General features: G+C 41.7%; 26 protein-coding genes and 1 other annotated feature. Of the genes, 3 read left to right on the top strand and 23 right to left on the bottom strand.

Features of this window, described 5'->3' with window-relative positions; all coding sequences use genetic code 11:
- Positions 1–25: 25 nt before the first annotated feature.
- Genes IOC57_RS02100 through IOC57_RS02090 form a run of 3 tightly spaced genes read right to left on the bottom strand, consistent with a single transcriptional unit; the run spans position 26 to position 2,086 of the window.
- On the bottom strand, positions 26–451 hold the full coding sequence (locus IOC57_RS02100) for a Fur family transcriptional regulator (protein ID WP_207437173.1): 426 nt from the start codon (positions 449–451) through the stop codon (positions 26–28).
- A gap of 15 nt (positions 452–466) precedes the next feature.
- Positions 467–1,300 carry a metal ABC transporter permease gene (locus IOC57_RS02095; protein WP_207437172.1) on the bottom strand — a complete coding sequence of 278 codons (834 nt, stop codon included), beginning with the start codon at positions 1,298–1,300 and terminating at the stop codon, positions 467–469.
- Between the two features lie 21 nt (positions 1,301–1,321).
- Positions 1,322–2,086: a metal ABC transporter ATP-binding protein gene (locus IOC57_RS02090; RefSeq protein ID WP_207437171.1), complete on the bottom strand. Its 765-nt coding sequence runs from the start codon at positions 2,084–2,086 to the stop codon at positions 1,322–1,324.
- A 214-nt stretch (positions 2,087–2,300) separates the two neighbouring features.
- Between IOC57_RS02090 and IOC57_RS02085 the strand changes: the two genes are divergently transcribed.
- A complete protein-coding gene (locus IOC57_RS02085; RefSeq protein ID WP_063233031.1) occupies positions 2,301–2,561 on the top strand; it encodes a DUF2624 family protein in 261 nt (86 codons plus the stop codon).
- A 111-nt stretch (positions 2,562–2,672) separates the two neighbouring features.
- Here the strand turns inward: IOC57_RS02085 and IOC57_RS02080 are convergent, their stop codons facing one another.
- Both IOC57_RS02080 and IOC57_RS02075 read right to left on the bottom strand, forming a co-directional pair.
- Positions 2,673–3,569, bottom strand: a complete 897-nt coding sequence (locus IOC57_RS02080) for a deoxyribonuclease IV (protein ID WP_207437170.1) — start codon at positions 3,567–3,569, stop codon at positions 2,673–2,675.
- Between the two features lie 12 nt (positions 3,570–3,581).
- Positions 3,582–4,895 (bottom strand): DEAD/DEAH box helicase, encoded by a 1,314-nt coding sequence (locus IOC57_RS02075; RefSeq protein WP_207437169.1) that lies wholly within the window; start codon positions 4,893–4,895, stop codon positions 3,582–3,584.
- Between the two features lie 523 nt (positions 4,896–5,418).
- Between IOC57_RS02075 and vrrA the strand changes: the two genes are divergently transcribed.
- Both vrrA and IOC57_RS02065 read left to right on the top strand, forming a co-directional pair.
- Complete coding sequence (gene vrrA, locus IOC57_RS02070; protein WP_207437168.1) at positions 5,419–6,105, top strand: VrrA/YqfQ family protein; 687 nt, start codon at positions 5,419–5,421, stop codon at positions 6,103–6,105.
- Between the two features lie 126 nt (positions 6,106–6,231).
- Complete coding sequence (locus IOC57_RS02065; RefSeq protein WP_207437167.1) at positions 6,232–7,176, top strand: 4-hydroxy-3-methylbut-2-enyl diphosphate reductase; 945 nt, start codon at positions 6,232–6,234, stop codon at positions 7,174–7,176.
- A gap of 48 nt (positions 7,177–7,224) precedes the next feature.
- On the opposite strand, the gene IOC57_RS02060 is transcribed toward IOC57_RS02065, so the two are convergent.
- The 18 genes from IOC57_RS02060 to IOC57_RS01975 all read right to left on the bottom strand — a co-directional run bounded on the left by IOC57_RS02060 (position 7,225) and on the right by IOC57_RS01975 (position 24,872).
- Positions 7,225–8,343: a Nif3-like dinuclear metal center hexameric protein gene (locus IOC57_RS02060; protein ID WP_207437166.1), complete on the bottom strand. Its 1,119-nt coding sequence runs from the start codon at positions 8,341–8,343 to the stop codon at positions 7,225–7,227.
- Positions 8,340–9,047: a tRNA (adenine(22)-N(1))-methyltransferase gene (locus IOC57_RS02055; RefSeq protein ID WP_207437164.1), complete on the bottom strand. Its 708-nt coding sequence runs from the start codon at positions 9,045–9,047 to the stop codon at positions 8,340–8,342. Before IOC57_RS02055 ends, IOC57_RS02060 begins: the two co-directional genes overlap by 4 nt.
- Before the next feature lie 215 nt (positions 9,048–9,262).
- A complete protein-coding gene (gene cccA / locus IOC57_RS02050) occupies positions 9,263–9,631 on the bottom strand; it encodes a cytochrome c550 (protein WP_207437163.1) in 369 nt (122 codons plus the stop codon).
- Between the two features lie 235 nt (positions 9,632–9,866).
- A complete protein-coding gene (locus IOC57_RS02045) occupies positions 9,867–10,397 on the bottom strand; it encodes a hypothetical protein (RefSeq protein ID WP_207437162.1) in 531 nt (176 codons plus the stop codon).
- Positions 10,398–10,560: 163 nt separating this feature from the next.
- A complete protein-coding gene (rpoD, locus tag IOC57_RS02040; RefSeq protein ID WP_034308477.1) occupies positions 10,561–11,694 on the bottom strand; it encodes an RNA polymerase sigma factor RpoD in 1,134 nt (377 codons plus the stop codon).
- 35 nt (positions 11,695–11,729) lie between these two features.
- The gene (gene dnaG / locus IOC57_RS02035; RefSeq protein WP_207437197.1) at positions 11,730–13,535 is read right to left on the bottom strand and encodes a DNA primase; all 1,806 of its coding nucleotides are present in this window, start codon (positions 13,533–13,535) and stop codon (positions 11,730–11,732) included.
- Positions 13,536–13,586: 51 nt separating this feature from the next.
- Entirely contained in the window at positions 13,587–14,042 is a 456-nt protein-coding gene (locus IOC57_RS02030) for a YaiI/YqxD family protein (protein ID WP_063233028.1), read from the bottom strand.
- Positions 14,043–14,554: 512 nt separating this feature from the next.
- Positions 14,555–15,364 carry a pyruvate, water dikinase regulatory protein gene (locus tag IOC57_RS02025; RefSeq protein ID WP_076366287.1) on the bottom strand — a complete coding sequence of 270 codons (810 nt, stop codon included), beginning with the start codon at positions 15,362–15,364 and terminating at the stop codon, positions 14,555–14,557.
- A gap of 28 nt (positions 15,365–15,392) precedes the next feature.
- The gene (ccpN, locus tag IOC57_RS02020) at positions 15,393–16,028 is read right to left on the bottom strand and encodes a transcriptional regulator CcpN (RefSeq protein ID WP_161784850.1); all 636 of its coding nucleotides are present in this window, start codon (positions 16,026–16,028) and stop codon (positions 15,393–15,395) included.
- A 165-nt stretch (positions 16,029–16,193) separates the two neighbouring features.
- Positions 16,194–18,263 (bottom strand): glycine--tRNA ligase subunit beta, encoded by a 2,070-nt coding sequence (gene glyS, locus IOC57_RS02015; RefSeq protein WP_207437160.1) that lies wholly within the window; start codon positions 18,261–18,263, stop codon positions 16,194–16,196.
- Complete coding sequence (gene glyQ / locus IOC57_RS02010) at positions 18,250–19,146, bottom strand: glycine--tRNA ligase subunit alpha (RefSeq protein WP_034308488.1); 897 nt, start codon at positions 19,144–19,146, stop codon at positions 18,250–18,252. Before glyQ ends, glyS begins: the two co-directional genes overlap by 14 nt.
- Positions 19,147–19,245: 99 nt before the next feature.
- Positions 19,246–19,421, bottom strand: a binding site (T-box leader).
- Positions 19,422–19,479: 58 nt separating this feature from the next.
- Entirely contained in the window at positions 19,480–20,232 is a 753-nt protein-coding gene (gene recO, locus IOC57_RS02005) for a DNA repair protein RecO (RefSeq protein WP_063233013.1), read from the bottom strand.
- A 33-nt stretch (positions 20,233–20,265) separates the two neighbouring features.
- On the bottom strand, positions 20,266–20,409 hold the full coding sequence (locus IOC57_RS02000) for a YqzL family protein (RefSeq protein ID WP_101222596.1): 144 nt from the start codon (positions 20,407–20,409) through the stop codon (positions 20,266–20,268).
- A 100-nt stretch (positions 20,410–20,509) separates the two neighbouring features.
- Positions 20,510–21,439, bottom strand: a complete 930-nt coding sequence (era, locus tag IOC57_RS01995) for a GTPase Era (protein ID WP_034308493.1) — start codon at positions 21,437–21,439, stop codon at positions 20,510–20,512.
- Positions 21,432–21,830 carry a cytidine deaminase gene (locus tag IOC57_RS01990; RefSeq protein ID WP_207437156.1) on the bottom strand — a complete coding sequence of 133 codons (399 nt, stop codon included), beginning with the start codon at positions 21,828–21,830 and terminating at the stop codon, positions 21,432–21,434. Before IOC57_RS01990 ends, era begins: the two co-directional genes overlap by 8 nt.
- 39 nt (positions 21,831–21,869) lie before the next feature.
- The gene (locus tag IOC57_RS01985) at positions 21,870–22,247 is read right to left on the bottom strand and encodes a diacylglycerol kinase family protein (protein WP_063233011.1); all 378 of its coding nucleotides are present in this window, start codon (positions 22,245–22,247) and stop codon (positions 21,870–21,872) included.
- Positions 22,225–22,701 (bottom strand): rRNA maturation RNase YbeY, encoded by a 477-nt coding sequence (gene ybeY / locus IOC57_RS01980; RefSeq protein ID WP_207437154.1) that lies wholly within the window; start codon positions 22,699–22,701, stop codon positions 22,225–22,227. The genes IOC57_RS01985 and ybeY overlap by 23 nt, the downstream gene beginning before the upstream one ends.
- An 11-nt stretch (positions 22,702–22,712) precedes the next feature.
- Positions 22,713–24,872: an HD family phosphohydrolase gene (locus IOC57_RS01975; protein WP_207437153.1), complete on the bottom strand. Its 2,160-nt coding sequence runs from the start codon at positions 24,870–24,872 to the stop codon at positions 22,713–22,715.
- Positions 24,873–25,020 lie beyond the last annotated feature (148 nt).

Below are 25,020 nucleotides of genomic sequence, written 5' to 3'. Positions count from 1 at the left end.
GACCATTGACTCGAGTCAATGGTTTTTATGCTTCCAAAGAGACGCTACATGCGGGACAGCGTCCGTAAATTTCGAATTTATGCCCCGAAACATCGAAGTCCTTCAAGCTTTCCTGGAGTTCCTGCATCGGGCACAAGTCGATTTCTTTCGTTTTTCCACAATTCAAGCAGATGAAGTGGTGATGGTGGGAAGAATGACCGCATGTAAAACGAAAATGCTTCTCCCCTTCCAACTCGGTCGTTTCAAAGATGCCCAGTTCGACAAATAAGGAAAGATTTCTGTAAATCGTATCGAAGCTTAAACCAGGATAATCCTGTTTCATATTCTCCAATACATCTTTAGCCGTTAAATATTTATCGCTGGAAGAGAAAAGCTGAAGCATTTCTTCCCTCTTTCCTGTATGTTTAAAACCTTTTTCCTTTAATAGTTGCATGGCTGTAGTTACGTTCAAAATACATCACCCCATCTATCGATTTTTCCACTTATCAAACAAAATTGATAAGATGAGAATTAGCACAGCTATTATTACAATGGTCCCACCGGGAGCGAGATCAAGGTTGTATGATAAAAATAAGCCGCCTATGACAGAAACTTCACCGAATAATACCGAATAACCAATCATCTGCTTAAAGCCCTTCGCAAAGCGGAGACTAGCAGCTACCGGGAGTGTCATGAGCGAAGAAACAAGTAATATGCCAATGATTTTCATGGAAGCGGCAATGACCAATGCGACCATGACAATAAAAATAAAATGAATCGCTTTATAAGGTATTCCAGACGCTTTGGCATGCTCTTCATCAAAAGATAACAGAAATAATTCTTTATACAATAAGGTGAGCATCAAGGCAACGACTACCCCCACTGCCAAAATGACATACAAGTCCGCCCGGCTGACGGCACTGACACTGCCAAATAAATATCCATATAAATCGGTATTGAAACCATCTGCAATGGAAATGAAAATGACACTAAGTCCCATGCCGCCTGACATTATGATCGGGATTGCAAGCTCTTGGTAATGCTTGTACACCCCTCTTAATTTTTCAATGAATAACGAACCACCTACAGAAAACGCCATTCCTATATAAAGTGGATTCAATCCAGCTAGAGATAGAAAGCTCTTCTGCAGCAATAAACTAAACGCTATACCAGCAAGCGCTACATGACTGAGCGCATCGGAAATCATCGACATCCGCCTTACCACGACAAAAACGCCCACTAATGGCGCAATCGCTCCGATGATGATTCCGGTCAAGAATGCGTTCTGCAAAAATTCAAATTGCAATATCCCCGATATCATTGGGCTATCCTCCAAAACATATTAATGATCATGATTTAAAAATTGGACTCCATGCCCATAAATGGACGAGAGTTCACCTTCATCCAACTCATTATATTCACAGGCATCCCCGTGAAAATGAAGCTTTTTATTCAAGCAGGCGACATGTGTGACTTTATCGGTCACAGTACCAACATCATGGGTTACTAAAATAAGGGTTATTCCTAATTTTTTATTCAACATCTCAAGCATTTCATAAAATTGGTGGACGTTTTTTGAATCAACGCCAACCGTGGGCTCATCCAATATCATCAATTCCGGCTCGCTGACCAGTGAACGGGCAATGAATACCCTCTGCTGCTGGCCTCCAGACATTTCCCCGATATTACGGTTCTGATATTCAAGCATGTCCACCGATTCCAGAGCCTTCATCACCTTTTGCTTATCCTCTTTGCTGGCGAACTTGAATAAGCCTATTTTTTTGGTCAAACCGCTCTGAACCACCTCAAATACAGTGGCAGGGAATCCTGAGTTAAAGGAATTCGCCTTTTGGGAAACGAACCCGACCTTTTGCCAATCTTTAAAGCGTCGAATATCTTCCCCGAATATTTCAATTTTTCCCTTTTGAAGCTTGAACAGACCAAGCAGCAACTTCAAAAGTGTTGATTTGCCCGATCCATTCGGTCCGACGATAGCCAGGAAGGCCCCTCTGGGAATTTCAAGCGAAACATGTTCCAGCACTAGATCTTTTGTATATTTGTAAGATATATCTTCAAATTTAACTATGGGGTTTACTACATTGTCCAAAGAGATCACCTATTTTTTAAGAATCATTACGATTAACAATCGTTAGTATAAATCAAAGAAGTCCAGATGTAAAGAATCCGAACCTTTGAACAAGTGCCGATCCGCCCTGAACAACAAAAAAACGTTAGCTTAAGCAATTTCCCGAGAATCAAATAAAGTTTCATGTTCACATACGTCTTCCCCCTTCATATGTTTTAACAAAGGAGGAGATCGTTTGAAATTATTTGAAATGATGGTCAATCATAAAATCAACAGCATACGCCCTGATGAATTGCTTTCCCTTGCTAAACAGCATAAGGTCGCACTTACCCAAAAACAAGCACAGGATATTACTGCACTTCTAGCAGGCAAAAATATTAACATTTTTGATATACGCCAAAGACAGAACGTACTTGGTCAAATTACAAAAGTTGCCGGAGCAAGCACAGCCAGGGAAATAGAATCCCTATTTAACAACCTTACTTCCACTTTTTAAAGGATCTTAGCCTACTTACCGGCAGTCTTGAATGGGCATACTTAAGCCAAATGCAAAATGAAAGGACGATTCATCCTTATTTCGATGAATCGCCCCTTTCTATTATGATGATTATTGTTGGAATTTGATTTTTTCCAATAAATCTTCTTCGAATTGATTATTCTTGAACATATCAATTTCAAATTTATAAGGTGCCTTTTTGTCTTTTTTGTCTTCCCCAACATAAGGTGTTTCCAGGATTTTCGGAACCGTGCTTAATTGCGGGTGGTGGACAATATCATTTAACGCCTTGAAACCGATATGACCAAATCCAATGTTTTCATGGCGGTCCTTACGCATGCCGCGTTCGTTTTTGCTATCGTTAATATGAAGGACTTTGATTCGGTCAACACCGACCAATTTATCGAATTCATTCAGTACGCCATCAAAATCCTCAATGATATTATATCCGGCATCATGAGTATGGCAAGTATCAAAGCATACCGATAATTTTTCATTATAGGTTACACCATCAATGATCATCGCCAGCTCCTCGAAAGACCTGCCACATTCAGTACCTTTACCCGCCATCGTTTCAAGGGCAATCTGAACTTTATCATCGGCAGTAAGCACTTCATTCAAACCTTCGATGATTCTCTTGATTCCCAGTTCACTGCCTCCACCAACATGCGCACCTGGATGAAGTACGATCTGACTTGCGCCAATCGCTTCAGTCCGATCGATTTCGCTGCGTAAGAAGTTGACTCCAAGCTCGAATGTGGCTGGGTTCGTGGTATTTCCTATATTAATGATATACGGGGCATGAACAACGATATCGCTGATTCCATTCTCCTCCATATGCAGTCTTCCGGCTTCGATATTTAAATCCTCGATTTTTTTACGTCTTGTGTTTTGAGGGGCCCCTGTATAGATCATGAATGTGTTGGAACCATACGAAGCCGCTTCTTGACTCGCAGCAAGAAGCATACCTTTCCCGCTCATTGAAACATGCGATCCAATCTTCAGCATCTGATTTCCCCCCTATTTCTTTCTCTGTATACGACGTTCGCGTTTTTTAAAGTTTTCCACATCTCGTTGAATTTTCTTCTTGTATCCTGGCTTGACTTTAGTCGGCTTCTTGACGTGCCTGCTCGCTTTAACATCGATATCAGATTTTTGTTTTTTACGGTTTTTCCGTTTATTACGTTCATCGATATCAACCCAATCGCCGTTTTGGATATCGGCATCACGGAATTCAATGCCCATTTTTTCAAGGCGGTTCAATGAATCTTCATCGGATGTATCGTAAATGGTAGTGGCAATGCCCGAATATCCGGCACGAGCCGTCCTTCCCGTCCTATGGATGTAAAAATCCAAGTCTGAAGGCAATTCATAATTAATGATATGACTTACACCTTCAATATCTATTCCACGGGAAGCCAGATCTGTCGCAACGATGAATTGATACTCCAGATCATTGATTTGCTTCATCATTTTTTTACGCTCACGAGGCGATAAATCACCATGAATACGGCCGACATTCAAACCTTTTTCGATCAAGGAGTTAGCCACATGATCCGCCATTTTCTTTGTGTTCGTGAAAACAATCGCCAAATAAGGATTATAACGAACGATAATATCATGGAGTAACTGCTCTCTGTTACGGTGGCGAAGCGGTACCAGAACATGTTCAATTTTCGAAGCGGTCGCCTGCTTTGGATTCACTTGAACATACTTTGGATTCTCCATATATTTATTTAAAAACGGCTTCAATTTTTCTGGGATGGTTGCCGAAAAGACAAGCATTTGAATTTTTTCAGCCATACGTGATGCAAATAAATCCACATCTTCAATGAAACCCATGTCTAGCATAAGGTCCGCTTCATCGACTACAAGCATTTTTGCTGTATACACCTGTAGTGCCTGAGCTTCAACCAAATCCTTGATCCGGCCCGGCGTACCGATTACCAGTTGCGGCTGTGTCTTCAATTTATCTATCATTCGCTGTTTATCAGTACCACCGATGAAACAACGGACTTGAATCTGCTCATCCTCAGGGAAATGTTCAGCAATTTTCAAAGCTGCTTTGTAGATTTGGTTCGCTAACTCACGGGTTGGTGCGGAAATAATTGCTTGAACTTCGTTTTTACCAGCATCAAGCCTGTTCATGATTGGCAGCAAATAGGAATGTGTCTTTCCTGTACCTGTCTGCGACTGTCCAATTAAGCTACTTCCCTTTAAAAGCGACGGAAGCACACGCTCTTGAATTTCCGTCGGCTTATCGAACCCTAAAGTACGAACCGCATCTAGAATGTAGCTTTTCAAATTAAATCGTTCAAATTGATTTTGTTTCATCAAAAAACTCCTTTATCCTGTCAGTCATTAGACATGTCCTGTTATTATAATAAATTTTACACAAAAAGCGCAAGCGCCTGGGTTGCCCGTGAAGAAAATAGGGATTGTCCCATAAGGCGCTTTTTGCCTTGTGAGGGCAATCCTCTTTTTCACAACGAGCTAGGCGCTGAAGCTGGATTACACAAAAAGCGCAAGCGCCTGGGTTGCCCGTGAAGAAAATAGGGATTGTCCCATAATGGGCAATCGATTCACTTTTTTTCACTGTGACCCAATTTCTTACATCACAAAAGCGCGTACGCTGAGGCTAGTTCTCTTAAAATGGACTCCTGCAAACGAAAAGCCCCTGTCCTGGTCATAGCGTATCCCCCGCAGACATGGAGCTAAAAGACTACCGTTACCATCTTACCTTCTTTCCGGTTACTTCACAACCGCCCAGCCACTCTTTCCTCAAACCTTTTTAGTCGAGTTGCATAATTTATAGAGAAGATTACACCAGCATATAAAATCTGAGGAGGTGAATCCTATGTTCCCAAATAATAATCGTCAACCCGGACCCGGTTTTCAGCCACCAAATGGCCGAAGGATGCAGCAGCACCCTGCTCCATTCAGACAGTCACCGCAATTCCCCCACCCTTATCAGCAAATGCAGCGGCCGATGGTTCAAAACAGACGGCAGGGGCCACAAGGACCACAAGGTTTCCGAGGTCCTTTCATCCAACCGCAGCGGCAGGAAATGCCGCCAGCAAAGAAAGAAGGGTTATTGTCAAAAATACTTGGCAAATCGAAACAAAAAGCAGCTTCACCCAATTTGTTTGCGCCGGCTGCTTCCACTAACCAAAGTTCTTCAAGGAGCAGCGGAGGCGGTATCTTAGAAACATTAAAAAATCCCGATTCCCTTAATAATATGCTTTCCAACACGCAAAAAGTGTTGCAAGCAGCGGAACAATTCACGCCTATGGTGGAACAATACGGACCCGTGATTAAAAACCTGCCTTCCATGTGGAAAGTTTTCAGGAGCATTTCATCAGCCGGTGATACACCGGACCAGGGAGCTCCAGTTGAAAGCGGGCCCAATGTCGAGGCCCCAAAAAACAGTGATGTAAAAACGGATTCGAAGAAAAAGGAAAAAGCTAAGGAAGCTAACCCCAGCACCCAAGTTCATACCGAAACCAAAAGGAAAAGATCATCCGGCCCCAAGCTTTATATTTAAAGTCTGCAAAAAATTCAACAATAACTGATTTTATGTAAATATGATGTTTTGTATTATCATCTATGGTCTTATATAATAGAAAGGTATAAAAAGTGAGAGTTTCTTGCCTTGAAGGAGGACACATAGATGAAAGTGATTAAAATTTCCCCGCGCGGCTATTGTTATGGCGTTGTCGATGCCATGGTCATCGCCCGAAATGCGGCTTTAGATAAAACCTTGCCACGTCCCATTTACATTTTAGGAATGATCGTGCATAACAAACATGTGACGGATGCGTTTGAAGAAGAAGGCATCATCACATTGGACGGCAGCAACCGCAACGATATCATTGAACAGGTGAACAGCGGAACCGTCATCTTTACTGCTCACGGCGTCTCACCTGAGATCAGGAAGATCGCTGAGAAAAAAGGTCTTGTCACGCTCGATGCAACATGTCCCGATGTTACCGCAACACATGACTTAATTCGGGAAAAAGAGGCGGAAGGCTATCAAATCATTTATATCGGCAAAAAAGGCCATCCGGAACCAGAGGGTGCTGTCGGGGTTGCTCCCGATGTCGTTCACCTGGTTCAAAAGGATGAAGATGTGGAAGCTTTGACTTTGAATAGTGATAAGATCATTGTCACCAATCAAACGACGATGAGCCAATGGGATGTTTTGGATATCATGGATAAGGTCAAGGAAAAGTTCCCACATGCTGAAGTCCATAAGGAAATTTGTTTAGCGACACAGGTTCGCCAAGAAGCGGTTGCCGAGCAAGCTGGCGAAGCTGATGTTTTAATCGTTGTGGGGGATCCCAAGAGTAATAATTCAAACCGCCTTGCACAAGTTTCTAAAGAGATTGCCGGCACGAGAGCCTATCGGATTGCTGACATTTCAGAGCTGAACCTTGAATGGCTAAAAGATGCAGAAACGGTTGCCGTCACTTCGGGGGCTTCTACACCAACTCCGATCACAAAAGAAGTTATCGCATTTCTGGAGCAGTATGAAGCAAATGATGAATCGACTTGGAATACTGAAAAGAAAACGCCATTGCATAAGATTTTACCTAAGATTAAAGTGAAGAAATGATTGAACAAAAACAAAGGCAGCCACTGAGGGCTGCCTTTTTCGTGTTATTTAGATAAAGCGGAAAGGGTCTGTATTCTGCCGGGATGGAATGAATTCCACATCGTAGTTCTTTTCGCGGCACATTTTTTCAAGGATTCGCGCTACACCTTTTTTCATCACCTTTTCAACATTGTGGCCTGGATCCACGATATTCAATCCAAGCATCATCGCATCATGGGCTGTATGATAATACATGTCACCTGTAACGTATACATCTGCTCCCTTGAATTTCGCGGTCGTAAAGTACTTATTGCCGTCCCCGCCCAAAACCGCCACTTTTTTTATCGGACTTTGCAAATCTCCAACGACACGCACCTTTTCAACATCGAGTGTCCGCTTCACATGTTCGGAAAATTGTTCAAGTGTCATTTCTTCAGCAAGTACACCAATCTTCCCTAAGCCGAGAACCTCCCCTTTATTCTCCAGTATATATATATCGTGGGCAACTTCTTCATATGGGTGGGCTTTAATCATCGCAGCTAGCACTTTCTTTTCGATATTTTCTGGGAATATCGTTTCAACCCGCATTTCAGCTACTTCTTCAAGCTCTCCTTTAGAGCCAATTACCGGTTCACTGCCTTCACCTGGCAAGAAGCGTCCGATACCTTCCCCCGAAAACGAACAATTGCTGTAATTCCCGATCGCTCCCGCCCCTGCCTTACCTAGGGCTTCCCTCACCTTTTGTTCGTCGTCCTTTGGAACATATACGACCAATTTCTTTAGGACTGTCTCGTAAGTTGGGATCAATACCTCTGTGTCCTGCAATTGTAGCGCCTCGGCAAGTAAATCATTCACGCCGCCCTTAGCAACATCCAAATTGGTATGTGCAGCATAAATAGCGATATCATGTTTGATCAGCTTTTCGATGATGCGGCCTCCAGCTGCGTTTGTATCAATCCTTTTCAATGGTCGGTAAATAAGCGGATGGTGGGCGATGATCAATTCCACGCCATGTTCGATCGCTTCGTCTACAACCTCTTCCAGCACATCAAGGGCAATCAACACTTTAGTAACGGGCTTATTGAGCTGTCCGATATGCAGCCCGATCGGATCTCCCTCCATTGCATAATGCTTTGGGGAGAATTGCTCAAACGTTTCAATGATTTTGTGACCATTCACTGTCTTCAACCTTTAAGCACCTCCTCTATTACTGAAATTTGGTTTTTTAATTCCTTGCGCTTCGCTTCCAGTCCGCTTCTTCCGCTTTCATCCAATTGTTCAATGATCCTTTCCAAATGTTTTTTCTCAAGCTGCCATTTTTTTATGAAAATGTCACTGAATTGCTCTCTTAGGTATGGACCGAAAGTGAGGCCGGCTTGCTTGTTTACCCCATAAGGGCGGAGCGGGTCTCCTTTTCCGGCAATTAAGATTTCATAGATTTTCCCATCTTCTTCAAGGATTTCCTCTCCACTAAGTTCCCATCCGTTATCGATTAGCCAGCTGCGAACATTCGCTGCACCGACATTAGGCTGAAGGATAAGCCTTTCTGCCTTGCCGAGTTTCCCTTTTCCGCTTTCCAATATACTTGATATTAAAGTCCCCCCCATGCCTGCAATCGTAATGCATGTCGCTTCATCGGGATTCAATACTTCAAGCCCGTCTCCTTTACGGACCTCTATCTTGTCCCCAAGCCCTGTCATTGCCACTTGCTTGCGTGCTGACTGATAGGGCCCTTCTACAACCTCACCAGCTATAGCGCTATCACACAAGCCGTTAGTCACCGCATAGCACGGTAAATAAGCATGGTCTGAACCTATATCTGCAAGGACGCTTCCTTTTGGTATATGTATGGCAACACGTTCTAATCTCATGGATAGTTTTTCATGATTCATATTTATCAACTCTCTTAATTCAAATAATGTCTTACTATAATTAGTTTCCCTTTCGATTATACCAAGTTCAATCGAAAAATTACAGAAAGGAGACATAGGTCTCTTTCTATCAGTGGGCAAAAGAAACCTTCCATCTGGAATCTCCCTTTTCTGAATAAATGAAAAACTGACTCCAAAAGTCGCCTTCCAACGATTTCTTGAGTCAGTTCCATGAATTATTTCAGTCCATGAATATATTCGGCCATGGCGTCAATGTTCTGTTCTTCGACTAAACCTGGTGGCATTGCACCTCGTCCATTAGCGATCACGTCTTTAACCTCGTCCACCGACAGACGGTCGCCAACTCCTTTTAGAGCAGGCCCCACACCGCCTTGATAGGCGTCACCATGACATGAGATACAGTTTTGCTTATAAATGTCCTCAGGTGATGCTGAGGCACTTTCTGTTTCTTCTGTCTTTTCGCCGCCCTCTTTTTCCTTAGCAAGATCTTTGGCATCACCCAAACCTTTAAACGAAAGTAAAAACATAAGTCCAATACCAAAAACCATGATAATAATAAAAGGCATTACTGGATTGCGATTCATAGTATTTCCTCCCCTATGTAGAACCTTAACTTACCATATTTAATATTATATACAAACAGCTATATATTATTTTACTTGAAAAGAGTTTCAAGTAAAAGCCCAAAAATAGAAGATATTATATAATTTCTTAAAATTGTCAAAAACTTATGTATATTTCCAAACATTTTACTTTTTCTTACATATGTTTCATAGTACCCTAAATTCATTATTTAAAACCGCGGGGATGCCCCTTTAATTATATTAATAAAAAGGAAAGAGTGACCAGTGCTCCCAGGACTCCCGCCATGGAAAAATGGAGCAGCTTCAGTTTATTGCCCATTAAAATCCAGAGTCCGCAATTAATGAACAAGAATATATACAGGATACCCACTTTACCGGGTGCCATGAATTCCGCCAAACTGACAGTTAATAAAAGCAATGATAAAGCCATTCCCATCAACGCCATTTGATAAATGATCCTCCTGCCGTTTAAGCGGCGGGCCGCCAGCCCAAAGACAAGCATTGAAATTGTTGTCATAAGCATTTGCATTCTTATGGGTATTTCAGTAAAATAATTCAAAAATACAATAAATGCAAAAAGGACCCCAATCAACACCCCGGAAAAGATGTCGTTTTTTTTGCTCCGGGTTTTATTCGACTTTGCTGGCGGCAATTCGCCTTGACAGTATAAGGCAAGCAGGTAATTACAATATTGCTCCGGAAGCATACGACTTTCCTTCCAGGAGCTTATTTCTTGAATGATGATTTTCTTTCTCATCTCATCCATGAATCTCACATCCCATGATGATCATTTCTTTTTAACTAACGGCTTAGTTTTTTGTGTGAAATTGTTTCTATTGTAAAATTAATTTCCATTATATAAAAAAGAGCCGCTCCCGAACGCTGGGCATTCAAAGAGGGCTCTGTTAAGGGCATATATATTATATCTTCTACTCCAGGAAATCTTTCAAGCGTTTGCTACGGCTTGGATGTCTCAGTTTACGCAGAGCCTTCGCTTCGATTTGACGGATACGCTCTCGGGTGACCCCAAACACTTTCCCTACCTCTTCAAGAGTACGGGTGCGTCCATCATCAAGTCCAAAGCGGAGTCTCAAGACGTTCTCTTCACGATCAGTAAGAGTATCCAATACGTCTTCAAGCTGTTCTTTCAATAGTTCATAGGCTGCATGTTCCGATGGGGAAGTGGCATCCTGATCTTCAATGAAATCACCTAAATGTGAATCGTCTTCTTCACCTATTGGCGTTTCCAACGAAACAGGCTCCTGAGCTATTTTCAAGATTTCACGAACTTTTTCAGGAGTTAAGTCCATATCCTCAGCAATTTCTTCCGGAGAAGGTTCACGTCCTAAATCCTGAAGAAGCTGTCTTTGGACACGGATCAGTTTATTGATGGTTTCCACCATATGCACAGGTATCCGGATCGTTCTTGCTTGGTCGGCAATGGCACGGGTTATCGCTTGGCGAATCCACCATGTTGCATACGTACTGAATTTGAATCCCTTGCGGTAATCAAATTTTTCCACTGCTTTGATAAGTCCCATATTACCTTCCTGAATCAAATCAAGGAATAGCATTCCGCGTCCGACATAGCGCTTGGCGATACTGACAACAAGACGAAGGTTAGCTTCTGCCAAACGGCGTTTCGCTTCTTCATCACCATCTTCAATTCTCGTCGCCAGAGAGATTTCCTCTTCTGCCGATAAAAGGTCGACCCGACCAATTTCCTTTAAATACATACGTACCGGGTCATTAATTTTAACGCCAGGAGGAACACTTAAATCATTTAAGTCAAACTCTTCTTCTTTTGCAAGTTTCTTCTCATCTGGATCATCTTCATCCTCGTCTTCCTCACCATCAGTGAGAATTTCGACGCCATTTTCTGCTAACACCTCATAGAACTCATCCATTTGATCGGAATCCAACTCAAAACCGCCAATCATTTCAGCGATTTTTTCTAAAGTCAAAGAGCCTCGTTTCTTACCTAGCTCTAGTAATTTTTCTTTCACCTGTTCAAGGCTAAATTCATTATCAACTTGTTTGGAACGTGCTGGTTTTTCAGCCATTAGTTCCCCTCCTTCCAGGACTTACACCTAAACGACTACAACATTTTACGCAATTTAATGATTTCCATGGCAATTTGTGCAGCAGTGACATAATCACTTCGTCTAACTGCATCTTTTTCTTCAACTTGTTTTTCTTTTATCTTTAACAATTTTTCATATTTCAACACTTGATTTATACAATCGGTCAGTTCTTTATCGGTAACTTCCTCATTCACTGACATCATTTCTATTTCCGAAACGATCCTTCTCAAGTTTGGATCCGGTAAATAAGTAAGGAAAAAGCTTGTATCCGGTTCGTGTCCATCTTCATAGAACGCATATAAATAGGTGATGATTGCCTGATGTTCATCTACATGAAAGACCGTTTGCCCAAGCAACTGCTGAATCTTGAAAGTCATATCCCTGCTTTTTAGCATATGGGCAATCAACTTCGTTTCAGCATTATGGTGAGCAGGCTTTAACTTGTGCTCATATTGCAGGGCCATTTTCTTTTGGGCTGCTGGCTGCGGCAGTGAACCCTTCTTGCGTTCCGTAAAGAACACCTGACGCTGCTGCTGTTCCAGCGCATCCAATGAAAGGGAAAATTCAGAGGATAGCTGCCGGAGATAATGATCCCTCTCCACTGCATTGGGCAATCGCGAAATTTCTTTAAGGACTTCTTCGATATATTGAATTCGATCTCCTTCATTATTTACATTTTTCCCTCGACGCAAATAATGCATTTTGAATGCCATGTAGGTTAAACTGGCCCCTATTACTTCAGAAACAAAGCTTTTTTCACCGAATTCCTTTATGTAGTCATCGGGGTCCAAGTTATCAGGCATAAGGGCGACTTTCACGGAAAACTCATGTTCTTGCAGCATGTTAACTGCACGATTGGCAGCGTTCAATCCCGCAGAGTCCGAATCGTAACAAATAAGTATCTGGTCAGTATTTCTTTTTAAAAGCTGGATATGCTGGTCCGTCAGGGCAGTACCCATTGTCGCGACAGCATTCTCTACACCTGCACCAACCGCTGAAATGCAATCGGCAAAGCCTTCAAAAATGACTACTTGTTCTTTCTTACGTATGTGTGGTCTTGCATGATGGAAATTATATAAAGTTTTACTTTTATTAAAGATTGGCGTTTCAGGACTATTCAAATATTTGGGCTCATCGTCCCCCATCGCTCTTCCTGAAAATGCAATCGTATTTCCTTGATGATCCATAATTGGGAACATGACTCTATTTCTGAAACGGTCAAAATATGACTCGTCTTTTTCCCTGTAAATAATGAGCCCTGCCTGCTCCATGTATTCCGCTGGAAACCCGCGCTTTAAAAGAAACTTGGACACGAAGTCCCATGAATCCAAAGAGTAGCCAATTTGGAACTTTTCTATCATCTCTTCAGTAAACCCGCGTTTAAGTAAATACTCCAGAGCATCCTGCCCCTCGTTCGTATTAACGAGGAGATGATGATAAAACTTCCTCAGCAGGTCATGGGCTTCGACCATTTGCTGCGAGCCTGCCGGCATGTTAGAACGCTTGGAATCCTTATTGATTTGAACATCCAAAGGAACATTCCCTTTTTCAGCTAAAACTTTTGCAGATTCCACAAAGCTGTAGCCTTCAATATCCATTAAGAAGGTAAAAATATTTCCGCCTGCCCCGCAACCAAAACAGTGAAAGATTTGTTTTTCCGTTGAAACGGAAAACGAGGGCGAGTTTTCACCATGAAAAGGACATAGGCCAAAGTAATTGCGTCCCTGTTTCTTCAGCTGGACATACTCCCCAATTAAATCAACAATGTCAACAGCTTCACGAATTTGATTAATTTTCTCATCTTCTATACGGCCATTTATCATTTTTCCACCTTGCCATATGGGTGATAGTTTCTAATTCGATACTGTTTCCTAATCCCCTGCAAAGTTCGACAATGTTTTCAAAAGTTTATTTGTAAAACATGCACGATCTTCCTTTGTGAATGCTTTCGGCCCTTTCGTATGCTTACCCTGCCTGCGGAGTTTCGCCGACTGATAACGCATATCCAAGAGCATGAAAATATTCTCGTCTGTGTATTCTTTTCCCCTTGGCGAAAGGACATAAACGTTTTTAGGAAGCAGGGTCCCAGCCAAACCAATATCTGCAGTAACGACAATATCACCCTTTTTTACGGAGTTTACTATATAAAGATCTGCCGCTTCTTTGTCTGCATCGACATATACCCATTTACCTTCAGGGTTATTCATCATATTTTTATATGATGCAACAAAACAGACTTCAACATCGTGCAAACTTGCACAATGAAGGATTTCGTCTTTCACCGGGCATGCATCGGCATCGACGTGTATCGTAGGTTTATTATTCATACCTTCTAATTCTACATCTTTCTGCATAATCCTTTTTCTCCCCTAAACTTTATGAAGTTATGGTGAATTTCAGCATTGATTCAGAGGATTCCCTCTATAAGAGCACATACTATTCTTCAAAGAATACCTGCTTATTTAAGTGAAAGCGTCTCTTTTGCCTTAAAAAAGACCAACCCTTCCTGAATTATACGGAACATGTCGAATTATTTTTATGATAAAAACCTTGACATCTCATTAACCTTTAGTTTATTCCTTATTAATTAAGTCTAAACCTTAAGATTACTTTTTTCTCACAATTTTTTATTATAGTCTATTTGATTAGAAGATGCCAACATTTAAATTTCGAATGTGTTTTCATGCAAATCAATGGATTTGCATTTGGAAACTAAAAGGAATTTTATGTAACTATTTTGAACTTATTCTTTTTATTCCCTTATTTGACCTTGGCATTAAAATGTGAGCTGACACGTAAAGTGCCTAGCTCACATTTTGATTTGCCTTAATTATAAGGATCAACGGTTTTTGTTTTGAAGGATATTGATTATCAAATTAGCTGTTTCTTCAACAGCTTTATTGGTTACATCAATGATAGGACAGTTCAACCTTGATATGATTGTATCAAAGTATGTCAATTCTTCTTTTATGCGCTCCACATTTGCGTAAATGGCGTGATCATTGAGCCCAAGTGACTTTAATCGTTCTTTACGAATATGGTTAAGCTTTTCCGGGCTGATCTTTAAACCAATGCATTTTTCAGGAGGTACCAAGAACAGCTCTTCTGGAGGTTCCACTTCAGGCACTAAAGGTACGTTCGCTACTTTATAGCGTTTGTGGGCTAAATATTGCGATAAAGGCGTTTTGGAAGTGCGTGAAACACCCACAAGAACGATATCTGCACGTAAAATGCCTCGAGGGTCACGTCCATCATCATATTTTACAGCAAATTCGATGGCTTCCACACGCTTGAAATAGTCATCATCCAGCTTTCTTACAAGACCAGGTTCATTAAGTGGCCCTTTTGGCGCCCTTTCCTGAAGGATGTCCATAAGCGGCCCTAAAATGTCATAAGCAGACAGGTTTTCTTTCTCGACCTGTGCTTTCATATACGCTCTAATAGCTGGCTTCACAAGGGTATAAGCAATGATTGCCCCATCCAACTTAGCCAGTGATATCACTTCATCCACGTTTTGTTCATCTTCAATATACGGAATTCTCTTTATGGAAAATGCAGATCCCGAGAACTGGCTTGCAGCGGCTTTTGTAACCAATTCCGCTGTTTCCCCTACCGAATCCGATACAACATATATAATAGAACCGTTCATATTCTCCGTCATTCCTTTTGCAAGCCCCCTAATAGCCTTCATCAGCCAAAGCTACGAATGCTTTCGTAATATTGGTTTTTGTAATCCTTCCAATTACTTCATAGCCTTTTTCTGTGTCTTTGACGACCGGTAATGAGTCGATTTGTTTATCAATCAATTTTTTTGCAACATCAATCAAAAGGTCTTCTTTTGAACACATTGTAATATTGGGCATCCTAGTCATGATGATATTGACTGGAATGGAGTTAAGCTCTTGTTTCCCAATACTCGCACGCAACAAGTCTTTTCTTGATAGGACACCAACAAGCAATGCATGCTTATCGACTACGAACATTGTTCCGACATCTTCTAAAAACATCATGACGATTGCATCATATACGGAAATGCCTTCATCAACAACGACAGGTATCGATTGGTAGTCTCGTACATAAAGATGGTTAAGGCTATCTGTCAAGAGCTGTGTCCCTGACCTGCCTGTATAGAAATACCCCACTCGGGGCCTGGCATCAAGAAAACCTGCCATCGTTAAAATCGCTAGATCAGGACGAAGTGTCGCCCTAGTTAGGTTCAATCTATCTGCAATATGTTCCCCGGTAATCGGTCCGTTTTCTTTTACAATTTGTAAAATTTGTTCCTGACGCTTATTCAATTGGATTATAATCACCACCCCACTGCTTTCGCAGAGTAAAGTAACAAAAGTTATTCATTTAATAATTATATACTAAATTATTTAATTAGGGCATTTTTGTCCTATTTAATGACCATTTATCTTTTTAAGAAATCGGAAACCCTTATTTAAAGTGTTTCCGATTTCCATACATCCTTTCGATCATGAAAGGATGATTTTATTCATGGCAGCAAAACCTGCAACCAAATCACTGATTTCCTTCATTAAGGATAAACGGTTATTACGGATTGCTTCATCATCTGCCATGACCATTGTATTCTCGAAATATGACTCTATTTCCGATTGAAGCGAAACAAGCTGTTCAAATCGCTCTTTCTCATCTTTGGATTCATTATAACGCATGGCCACTTTTTGATATTTTACGTATAACGCATTTTCTTGATCATTTTCAAAGGCACTAGGGTCAACTGTCACCTTATTGTCACATTTTACGGCAATATTCATGACCCGACTTAAAGCTTCCAGGCTTTCTTTAAAACCGGCTTCGTCTTTTTTCGCATCCAAGACATGTGCACGTTCCACGATAGAGTGAATATAACCGATCTCATTGAACAGGACTGCATCAATCAAGTCATATCGGATTTGCTGTTCTTGAAGCAGGTGTTTGACACGTGCTTTAAAGAATGTGAACATATCTGCCTTAACTTCATCAAGATCACGTTTTAAGATGCCTTTTGCTTCCAACCCTTTAAGGCCTAAAGCAATAAGCTCCTCTAAAGAAATATTCCATTTCTTCTCAGCTAAAATTTGGACGACACCACTCGCCTGCCTTCTTAATGCGTAAGGATCCTGGGAACCTGTCGGAATGATTCCGATAGCGAAGAATGACGACAAAGTATCAATTTTTTCAGCTAAACTCACAACTGCTCCAATGACTGAAGGCGGTACATTGTCATCCGCATGTCTTGGCATATAATGTTCATTGATAGCTGCGGCCACTTCTTTGGCTTCCCCTTTTAAGAGCGCATATTTTTCACCCATATACCCTTGCAATTCAGGGAATTCATAAACCATATGACTCACTAAATCGAACTTGGCGATTGCCGCTGTACGAAGCGCCATTTCTTTTTCCGCCTTTAAATTCAAAGCATCCGCAAGGGCACCGGTCACTGAAGTTACCCGGGCAGTTTTCTCGGCTAATGTACCAATTTCTTCATGATAAACGATGCTGTCAAGCTTTTTCAAAGCCGCCGAAATCTCTTTTTTCTGATCTTCCTTATAGAAAAATGCTGCATCCGATAAGCGGGCTCGCAATACTTTTTCATTCCCTTTAGAAACCTTATCCAAATGGCGGTCATCGCCATTACGCACGGTTACAAAGTAAGCAAGCAGTTTCCCGTCCTGATCTTTAACAGGGAAATAACGTTGGTGCTCCTTCATTGATGTGATAAGCACCTCAGCAGGAAGCTCAAGGAATTCCTCTTCAAAATGTCCAAATAACACCGTTGGATACTCCACCAAATTATTGACTTCTTCGAGCAGGTCTTCATCGACTGGGATGATCCAGTTTTTTTCCTGCTCAAGCTCCTTAATCTGATCCAATATAACTTGTCGGCGTTTATCTGGATCCGCCATTACAAATTGTTCTTTTAGCGTATCTTCATACCGTTCCGGTTCCTCGATGATTGCGCTATCGCCCAGGAAGCGGTGTCCTTTTGTTTCACGGCCCGTTTCCACATCAGCCAAGCTAAATGGCACTATATCATTGCCGAATAGGGCAATCAGCCATTTAATCGGACGGACGAAACGGAGCTCCTGATTGGCCCAGCGCATATTTTTCGGGAACGTCATGCCGCTGATGATTTCCCGCAGCTCAGATAAAAGCTGAACGGTCTGCTGTCCTTTTATGAATTTATTCACATGGGCATATTCCACACCCTTGAGTTCCTTAAAATATATATCCTCTGAAGTCATGCCTTGACCCCTTACGAATCCCAATGCAGCTTTAGACCAGTTGCCTTCGCTGTCCAAAGCGATTTTCTTAGCCGGACCTTTTGCTTCCTCTTCGATATCCTTTTGGGATTCTTCCACGTCTTTCACCAATACGGCCAAACGTCTTGGTGTGGAAAAAGCTTCAACCGTTCCGAATGCAATCGCTTTTTCCGTTAGCCATTGCTGCACTTTATCTGACAACTGTTTCATTGATGCTGTCACAAAACGGGCAGGCAGCTCTTCCAATCCAATCTCCAATAACAAATCACGCTTGCTCATTTGTGTTCTCCCCTTTCACTTTCAGGATCGGGAAGCCTAATTTTTCCCGCTCTTCATAGAAGGTTTTGGCAACCTTACGCGCTAAGTTACGGCAACGGGCAATATAACCCGTTCTTTCCGTCACCGAGATGGCACCTTTGGCATCCAAAAGGTTAAATGTATGTGAACATTTCAAAACATAATCATATGCAGGGTGTACAAGTCCTTCTTCCATTTGGCGATGCGCTTCCTTTTCATACATCGTGAAAAGTTGAAACAGCATATCAAGGTCGGAAGTTTCGAAAGTATATTTCGAATGTTCGTATTCCGGCTGTCCAAATATATCCCGAACTGTGAATCCATCTGTCCATTCTAGGTCAAATACGTTTTCCTTATCTTGAATGTAAGAGGCGAGACGTTCGATCCCGTATGTAATTTCCACGGAAACCGGCTTACACTCAAGGCCGCCCACTTGTTGGAAATATGTAAATTGGGTGATTTCCATCCCATCAAGCCACACTTCCCAACCAAGACCAGCACAGCCTAGTGATGGATTTTCCCAATTGTCTTCCACAAAGCGAATATCATGCTCAAGCGGATTTATCCCTAAAGCACGTAATGAATCCAAATATAACTCCTGAATATTATCAGGCGATGGCTTCATGATCACTTGGAACTGATGATGCTGATACAGTCGATTAGGGTTCTCACCATAGCGACCGTCAGCAGGTCGGCGGGAAGGCTCTACGTAAGCAACGCTCCATGGCTCCGGTCCAATGGCTCTCAGGAACGTGTATGGGCTCATCGTTCCTGCCCCTTTCTCGACATCATAAGCATTCATTAATATGCAGCCTTGTTCAGACCAATGCTTTTGTAACGTTAAAATCATATTTTGAATATTCATCTTACACCTCCAGGTTATTTAAAAAGGCTCTTTTTAAAATTCAAGGTCGGAACCCATTACATTTCGGCAAACAAAAAACTCCCGTCCCTATGCGAAATGCATAGGGACGAGAGTATACCCGCGGTTCCACCCTAATTGCCGTTTATAAACGGCCTCTTTTCAAAGCAACATGCTCCGGAAACGCCCTTCCCTGTAAATCCATATCCCGGCTTCCACCGTCCCGGGCTCGCTTTTTATGGAGAATGACAGATACTCTTTTCCATCAACGCAATCTTCTTATTTTGATGATTAGAATTTTATACAAACTAGCATCGAATGTCAATAGGTCAGATCCTAAAACATGTCTTTCATCGTATCAATCTGTTTCAGGAACTTTTTTGATTTCAAATGCAGACCAGAATATTCCTCATAATAAGCATCGATGATCTTCTGCAGTTCTCTTTTCGTTTCAGGCTTGACGGAAATGTTTCCGAGCCTTGATAAATCGAAATAATAAAAGATCCGCAGTAATTTGACGGCTGCAGGTGAAATTTTATAGTGATAAGGGTCTTTCCCCAGACAGCGGTGACAGATAAAGCCCGCTTCCCTAAGCGAGAAGGAGAATTCCCCTTCCGTTTCACCACATACAGCACACTGATTCAGCACAGGGTTAATCCCATTGACGGGCAGCATCTTCATTTCAAAAATGAATTTCAAAACCTCTGCGTCATATTCTTCGTTTATGTAATGCAAGGTTTGCGAAAGTAATTCATACAAATATGGATTCGGTTTCTTATCCTCGACGCTTTTATCAAGCAATTCAACAATATATGAAGCATAAGCAGTGGCAAAAAGATCCTCCCTTATGAAACGGAGTGAATCGACCATTTCGCCTTGCTGAAGGCTTCCGAGTCCGGTTGATGTGGTTACAAGAAAATACCCGGAGCAAAAAAGCTGTGTGACGGCGGAAAGCCTGCTGTTAGGTTTACTGGCTCCTCTAGCCATAACGCCAATTTTTCCTAGCTCTCGGGTATATATTGTAATGATTTTGTTATTTTCTCCATATGCAGTTCGCCTTATGACAATGCCCTCACATTTTTGGAGCATACCAAGACACCACCCATGCTCGCCAAGACTAACCTATGAAACAGGAAAATCAATTTCTGCTAGCTCATCATTCAATACCAAGTGTCTTTCCTGTCTTTCGACTTCTATCTCCTTAAACAGCAAATAGGTGTCCACATTACCTGTTTCACTAAATAATTCCCAGGTAAAATCCAACATATAAAGCCCACCTTTCATTTTTAACTAGCAATTATGAATATCCGACCATATGATTAGCTTGACCGTTTTCCAAGCTTTCATGACGCGTAAATTTTGTTAATTAATACTCGCTCTCATTGAAACCATAATCGCGAAGCTGGCTTGCTTTATTACGCCAATCCTTCTGCACCTTCACCCACAGTTCCAAGAAAACTTTCGAGCCCAATAAGTTTTCGATATCCACTCTGGCACGGCTACCGACTTCTTTAAGCATTTTCCCTTGCTTTCCGATGACAATGCCTTTTTGTGAATCACGTTCGACAACGATCGTCGCCATGACATTAATGGTGTCGCTGTTGTCCATTTTTTTTATCGAATCGATGACAACAGCCACCGAATGCGGAATTTCTTCACGTGTCAGGTGCAGTACCTTCTCGCGGACCAATTCGGAAATGATAAAACGTTCCGGATGGTCAGTCACTTGGTCAGCTGGATAAAACTGAGGACCTTCAGGCAAATGTTCCTTGATTTGTTCAAGCAATGTATCAACATTATTCCCTTCAAGCGCAGAAATCGGAACGACTGCCGCAAAAGGGTAAAGCTGCTGGTATTTTTCAATAATCGGAAGTAAATCATCTGGATGCATCGCATCGATTTTGTTCACAACCAGGAAAACTGGCGTTTTTACGGATTGAAGTTTTTCGATGATAAACTCGTCACCGCGTCCGTATCCTTCAGTCGCATTGATCATGAAGAGAATCAAATCGACTTCTTTCAATGTATTCGTTGCCACTTTCATCATGAAGTCACCAAGCTTATGCTTAGGTTTATGAATGCCGGGAGTATCGATGAAAATCATTTGTGAATCATTTTGCGTAAGTACTCCCTGGACCTTATTTCTTGTAGTTTGCGGTTTATCGCTCATAATGGCAATCTTTTGACCGATGACCCGATTCAGGAATGTACTCTTTCCAACATTAGGTCGTCCAATAATTGAAATGAAACCTGATTTGTAACCTTTTACTTGTGTATCATCAAATAGTTTATCCATTTAAATCCTCCGGTGAAAAAGCTCCTGGAAGCAATTCCTGTACTGTTAGTTCTTTTATATCCCCATTTAAGTTGGTCAACACGACCGGCATATCCTTTTCACACAGTTCTGAAATGACCTGCCTGCATGCCCCGCATGGAGAAACGGGACCATCGGTATCTGCCACGACTGCAAGTTTAGTGAATTTTTTTTCATTATGGGCATAAGCGCTGAACAAAGCTGTCCTTTCGGCGCAATTACACATGCTATATGCAGCATTTTCTATGTTACAACCATGATAGACCTTTCCATCAGCGGTTAAAAGGGCTGCCCCCACCTTAAATTTGGAGTAAGGCACATAAGCTTTATCCCTTGCTTTTTTAGCTTCCTCAATCAATTCTTTTGTATTCAATTCACATCTTCCTTTCAAATTGAGTACCATTTCGGCAACCTACAGGCCAAACTTAGGTAAAAAGATAATCAATCCAACTATTATAGAAAATATAGCATATATGAATACAGCTCCGGCTGCAATATCTTTTGCCTGCTTGGCAAGCGGATGGATTTGATCCGTTACCAGGTCCACTACCCTTTCAATCGCTGAATTAACGAGCTCCAACGTGATCGTTCCGGCTATGGCCGCCAAAATGAAAAGCCACTCCATCCCATTCAATGAGAAGTACCAACCAAAGAATACGACGATTGCCGTTAACGCGAAATGAATCTTGATATTGCGTTCAGTCCGAACAGCCTCCAAAATTCCCTGACAGGCAAAAGAGAAACTTTTTAATAAAGGATACCTTTTTTTATCCTTCTCTTGAAAGTCCATATTCTTCCAAGATCTCCTTCTGTTTTGCGAACATCACTTTTTCATCTTCTTCATTCATGTGGTCGAATCCCAATAAATGAAGAAATCCATGCAGCGCTAAAAATCCAAGTTCCCGGTCAAATGAATGACCATATTCTTCAGCCTGTTCTTTCGTACGTTCAATGGAAATGATGATATCCCCTAACATGCGGGGCATTTCCGCTCCGACAATTTCCACTTCATTTTCTCCCATTTCTTCAAGTGCAAAAGAAATGACATCTGTAGCTGAATCTTTATGGCGATATTCTTTATTGATTTCCCTGATCCTACCATTGTCTACAAATGTAACGGACAGCTCGGTATCTTTTTCAATGTTTTCTTTTCTAGCCGCAAATTGCAGAATGCTTTCAACAAGCTGCTGAGCTTCCTCCGTTACTTCATTCGTTTCATCCATTAAATCGATAGCTAAAATCATTCTTTCACCTTCTATCCTAATTTATCTGGCTCCGGATATTCAATCCTGGAGTGGAAGATACCATTCAGCGATTCACATAAGGAATGCTTCACGATACTCAATTCTCTCATAGTAATGTCACATTCATCAAATTGGCCATCTTGAATCCTGTCCTGAATGATGAAGCTTACCAGCTCTTCGATCTTCTCCGGAGTGGGGTGCTTCATCGATCTCACTGCAGCTTCCACACTATCGGCTATGCCAATGACGGCCACTTCCTTCATTATCGCCCTCGGCCCTGGATATCGATAGGCCGTTTCGAGTGTGGCCTCATCCTGTTTTTTTGCCTTATGGTAGAAAAACTTCAATAAAGTAGTCCCATGATGCTGCTCTGCGATATCCACAATCTCTTTCGGGAATTTGTGACTGCGCAGCATCTCCCCGCCATCTACGGCATGGGCAATGATGATATCCCTGCTCGTTTCCGGCTGCAGCCGATCATGCGGGTTCTCTTCACTCATCTGATTTTCGATGAAGAAGTGCGGCCGCTTCGTTTTACCGATATCATGATAATAACTGCCGACCCTTGCAAGCAACCCATTCGACCCGATGGCTTCACAAGCCGATTCCGCCAAATTGGCGACCATTACACTGTGATGATATGTCCCCGGAGCCTCAATCAAGATCCTCCGCAGTAACGGATGATTGGGATTCGCGAGCTCGATAAGCTTAATCGACGATAGGATCCCGAAACCAGCTTCGAAAAAAGGCAACAGCCCCATTGTCAAAACGGCTGAACCCACTCCAGAACCTATGGAAGCAACAGCATAATACAAGTACTCCATTCTAGTATAATGGCTGTCCATTATAAAGATGAGCGAAAAAACAAATGCCATATTGATTAAAGACAATAGCAGCCCTGCTACAAGCACCTTTGATTTGAAATTGGGCCTAGACAGAATGATGATCGCCGTCAATCCCCCGAAAATGATATAAAGCCCCATCGAGAAATCAAGATTTCCAGGTGTATCTCCATTAAATATAATCGTACCATACGAACCTAACAATATGATCATTGCTACCGCTAACTTATCATTCAATAATATCTTGATGAGCATCGCCGCCATGGCACCCGGGAAAATGTATTCCAAGTTCGAGTTTTTCAGGTCTGCCAGAATGCTGACCGTTTTCATGGTAGCCATTGAAAGGATGAAGACAAGACTGAATATCAATAACTGATTGTACTTGTTATCCTTTTTGGAAATGGAATAGTAGAAAAAATAATAAAAAGCGGCAAAGGTCAGGAATATGAATAACAGCAGGCCGATATACGGGTAAATGGTAGACTCGGCATTTAAGAAGCCTGCCAGTTCAAGCTGCCTATATACGTCCCTGTCCACTAACTGATTTTCTTCAACGATGATCTGGCCTTGAAGGATCCTGATTGGCTCAACGCTTTCAACCGCTTTCCTTCGCTGTTCCTCGGTTTTGTCCTTATCGAAAAATACATTTTGAATGATTGCCGTACGAGCAAGGGAAGTGGAGGCTTTTTTCATATCGCCACTAATGCTCATATAATCCAATTCCTCTACAACCTTTTTCTTGGCATTTTCGACATCACTTGCAGCGATTCGGGAGCTCATCACATTATTCACGGCCGTAATGGTTGAATCCTTCGCTATTTTCAACTCATCTTCATCCGCCTTCACTAAAGCAAGGAAAACGGATTCCTCAATATTTTTATTGACTTCATCGGTCAATTTTTCTTTTAATATGGAAACTTTTTGTGCATCCGTCTTAACGAACTCTTTTTTATCCTCTTTCCCCTCATCATCTTTATGATCTTCAGCGGGGTTCGTTTCTTTATTCACCTCAATCGCTGAATCGAAAATGGATGATATCAAATCGACTTTATTTTTGGCATATTCTTTTTTTAAAGAATAAACATCCGCCACCTGTTTTGAAATCTCTTCTTTTTCCTGTTCCGTCTTATAGGTATCTTCCACAGTCTTGGTCGAACGGATCGTTTGTTCCGCAGGCTTAAAAAGCTCTACCTGGACCCTTTCCGGCTTAACATTGGAGAACATTAACCCATAAGCAAACAAGCCAAGTACGATAAACAATAGCACTTGAAAAAAGCGATGGACCAACAGCCCTTTTATTTGAGTGAAAAATTTTTGGATACGATTCAAGGAAGGCCCTCCTAAAAAAAAAAAATGATGTTTATTATTCTAGATATGTAAAATCATAACAGTTTTCATGTACATTTTCACCTTCGTATTGATAAATGTAAAGCTTCTTTCATTCCATATCCACCTTTTAACCAAAAAGTTTGCCATT

Origin of the sequence: Bacillus sp. SD075 (genome assembly GCF_017355165.1) — a bacterium.
Classification (GTDB): domain Bacteria; phylum Bacillota; class Bacilli; order Bacillales; family DSM-1321; genus Peribacillus.
The sequence above is the reverse complement of the archived record's forward strand: the minus strand, read 5'-3'. Positions and strand labels throughout refer to the sequence as shown.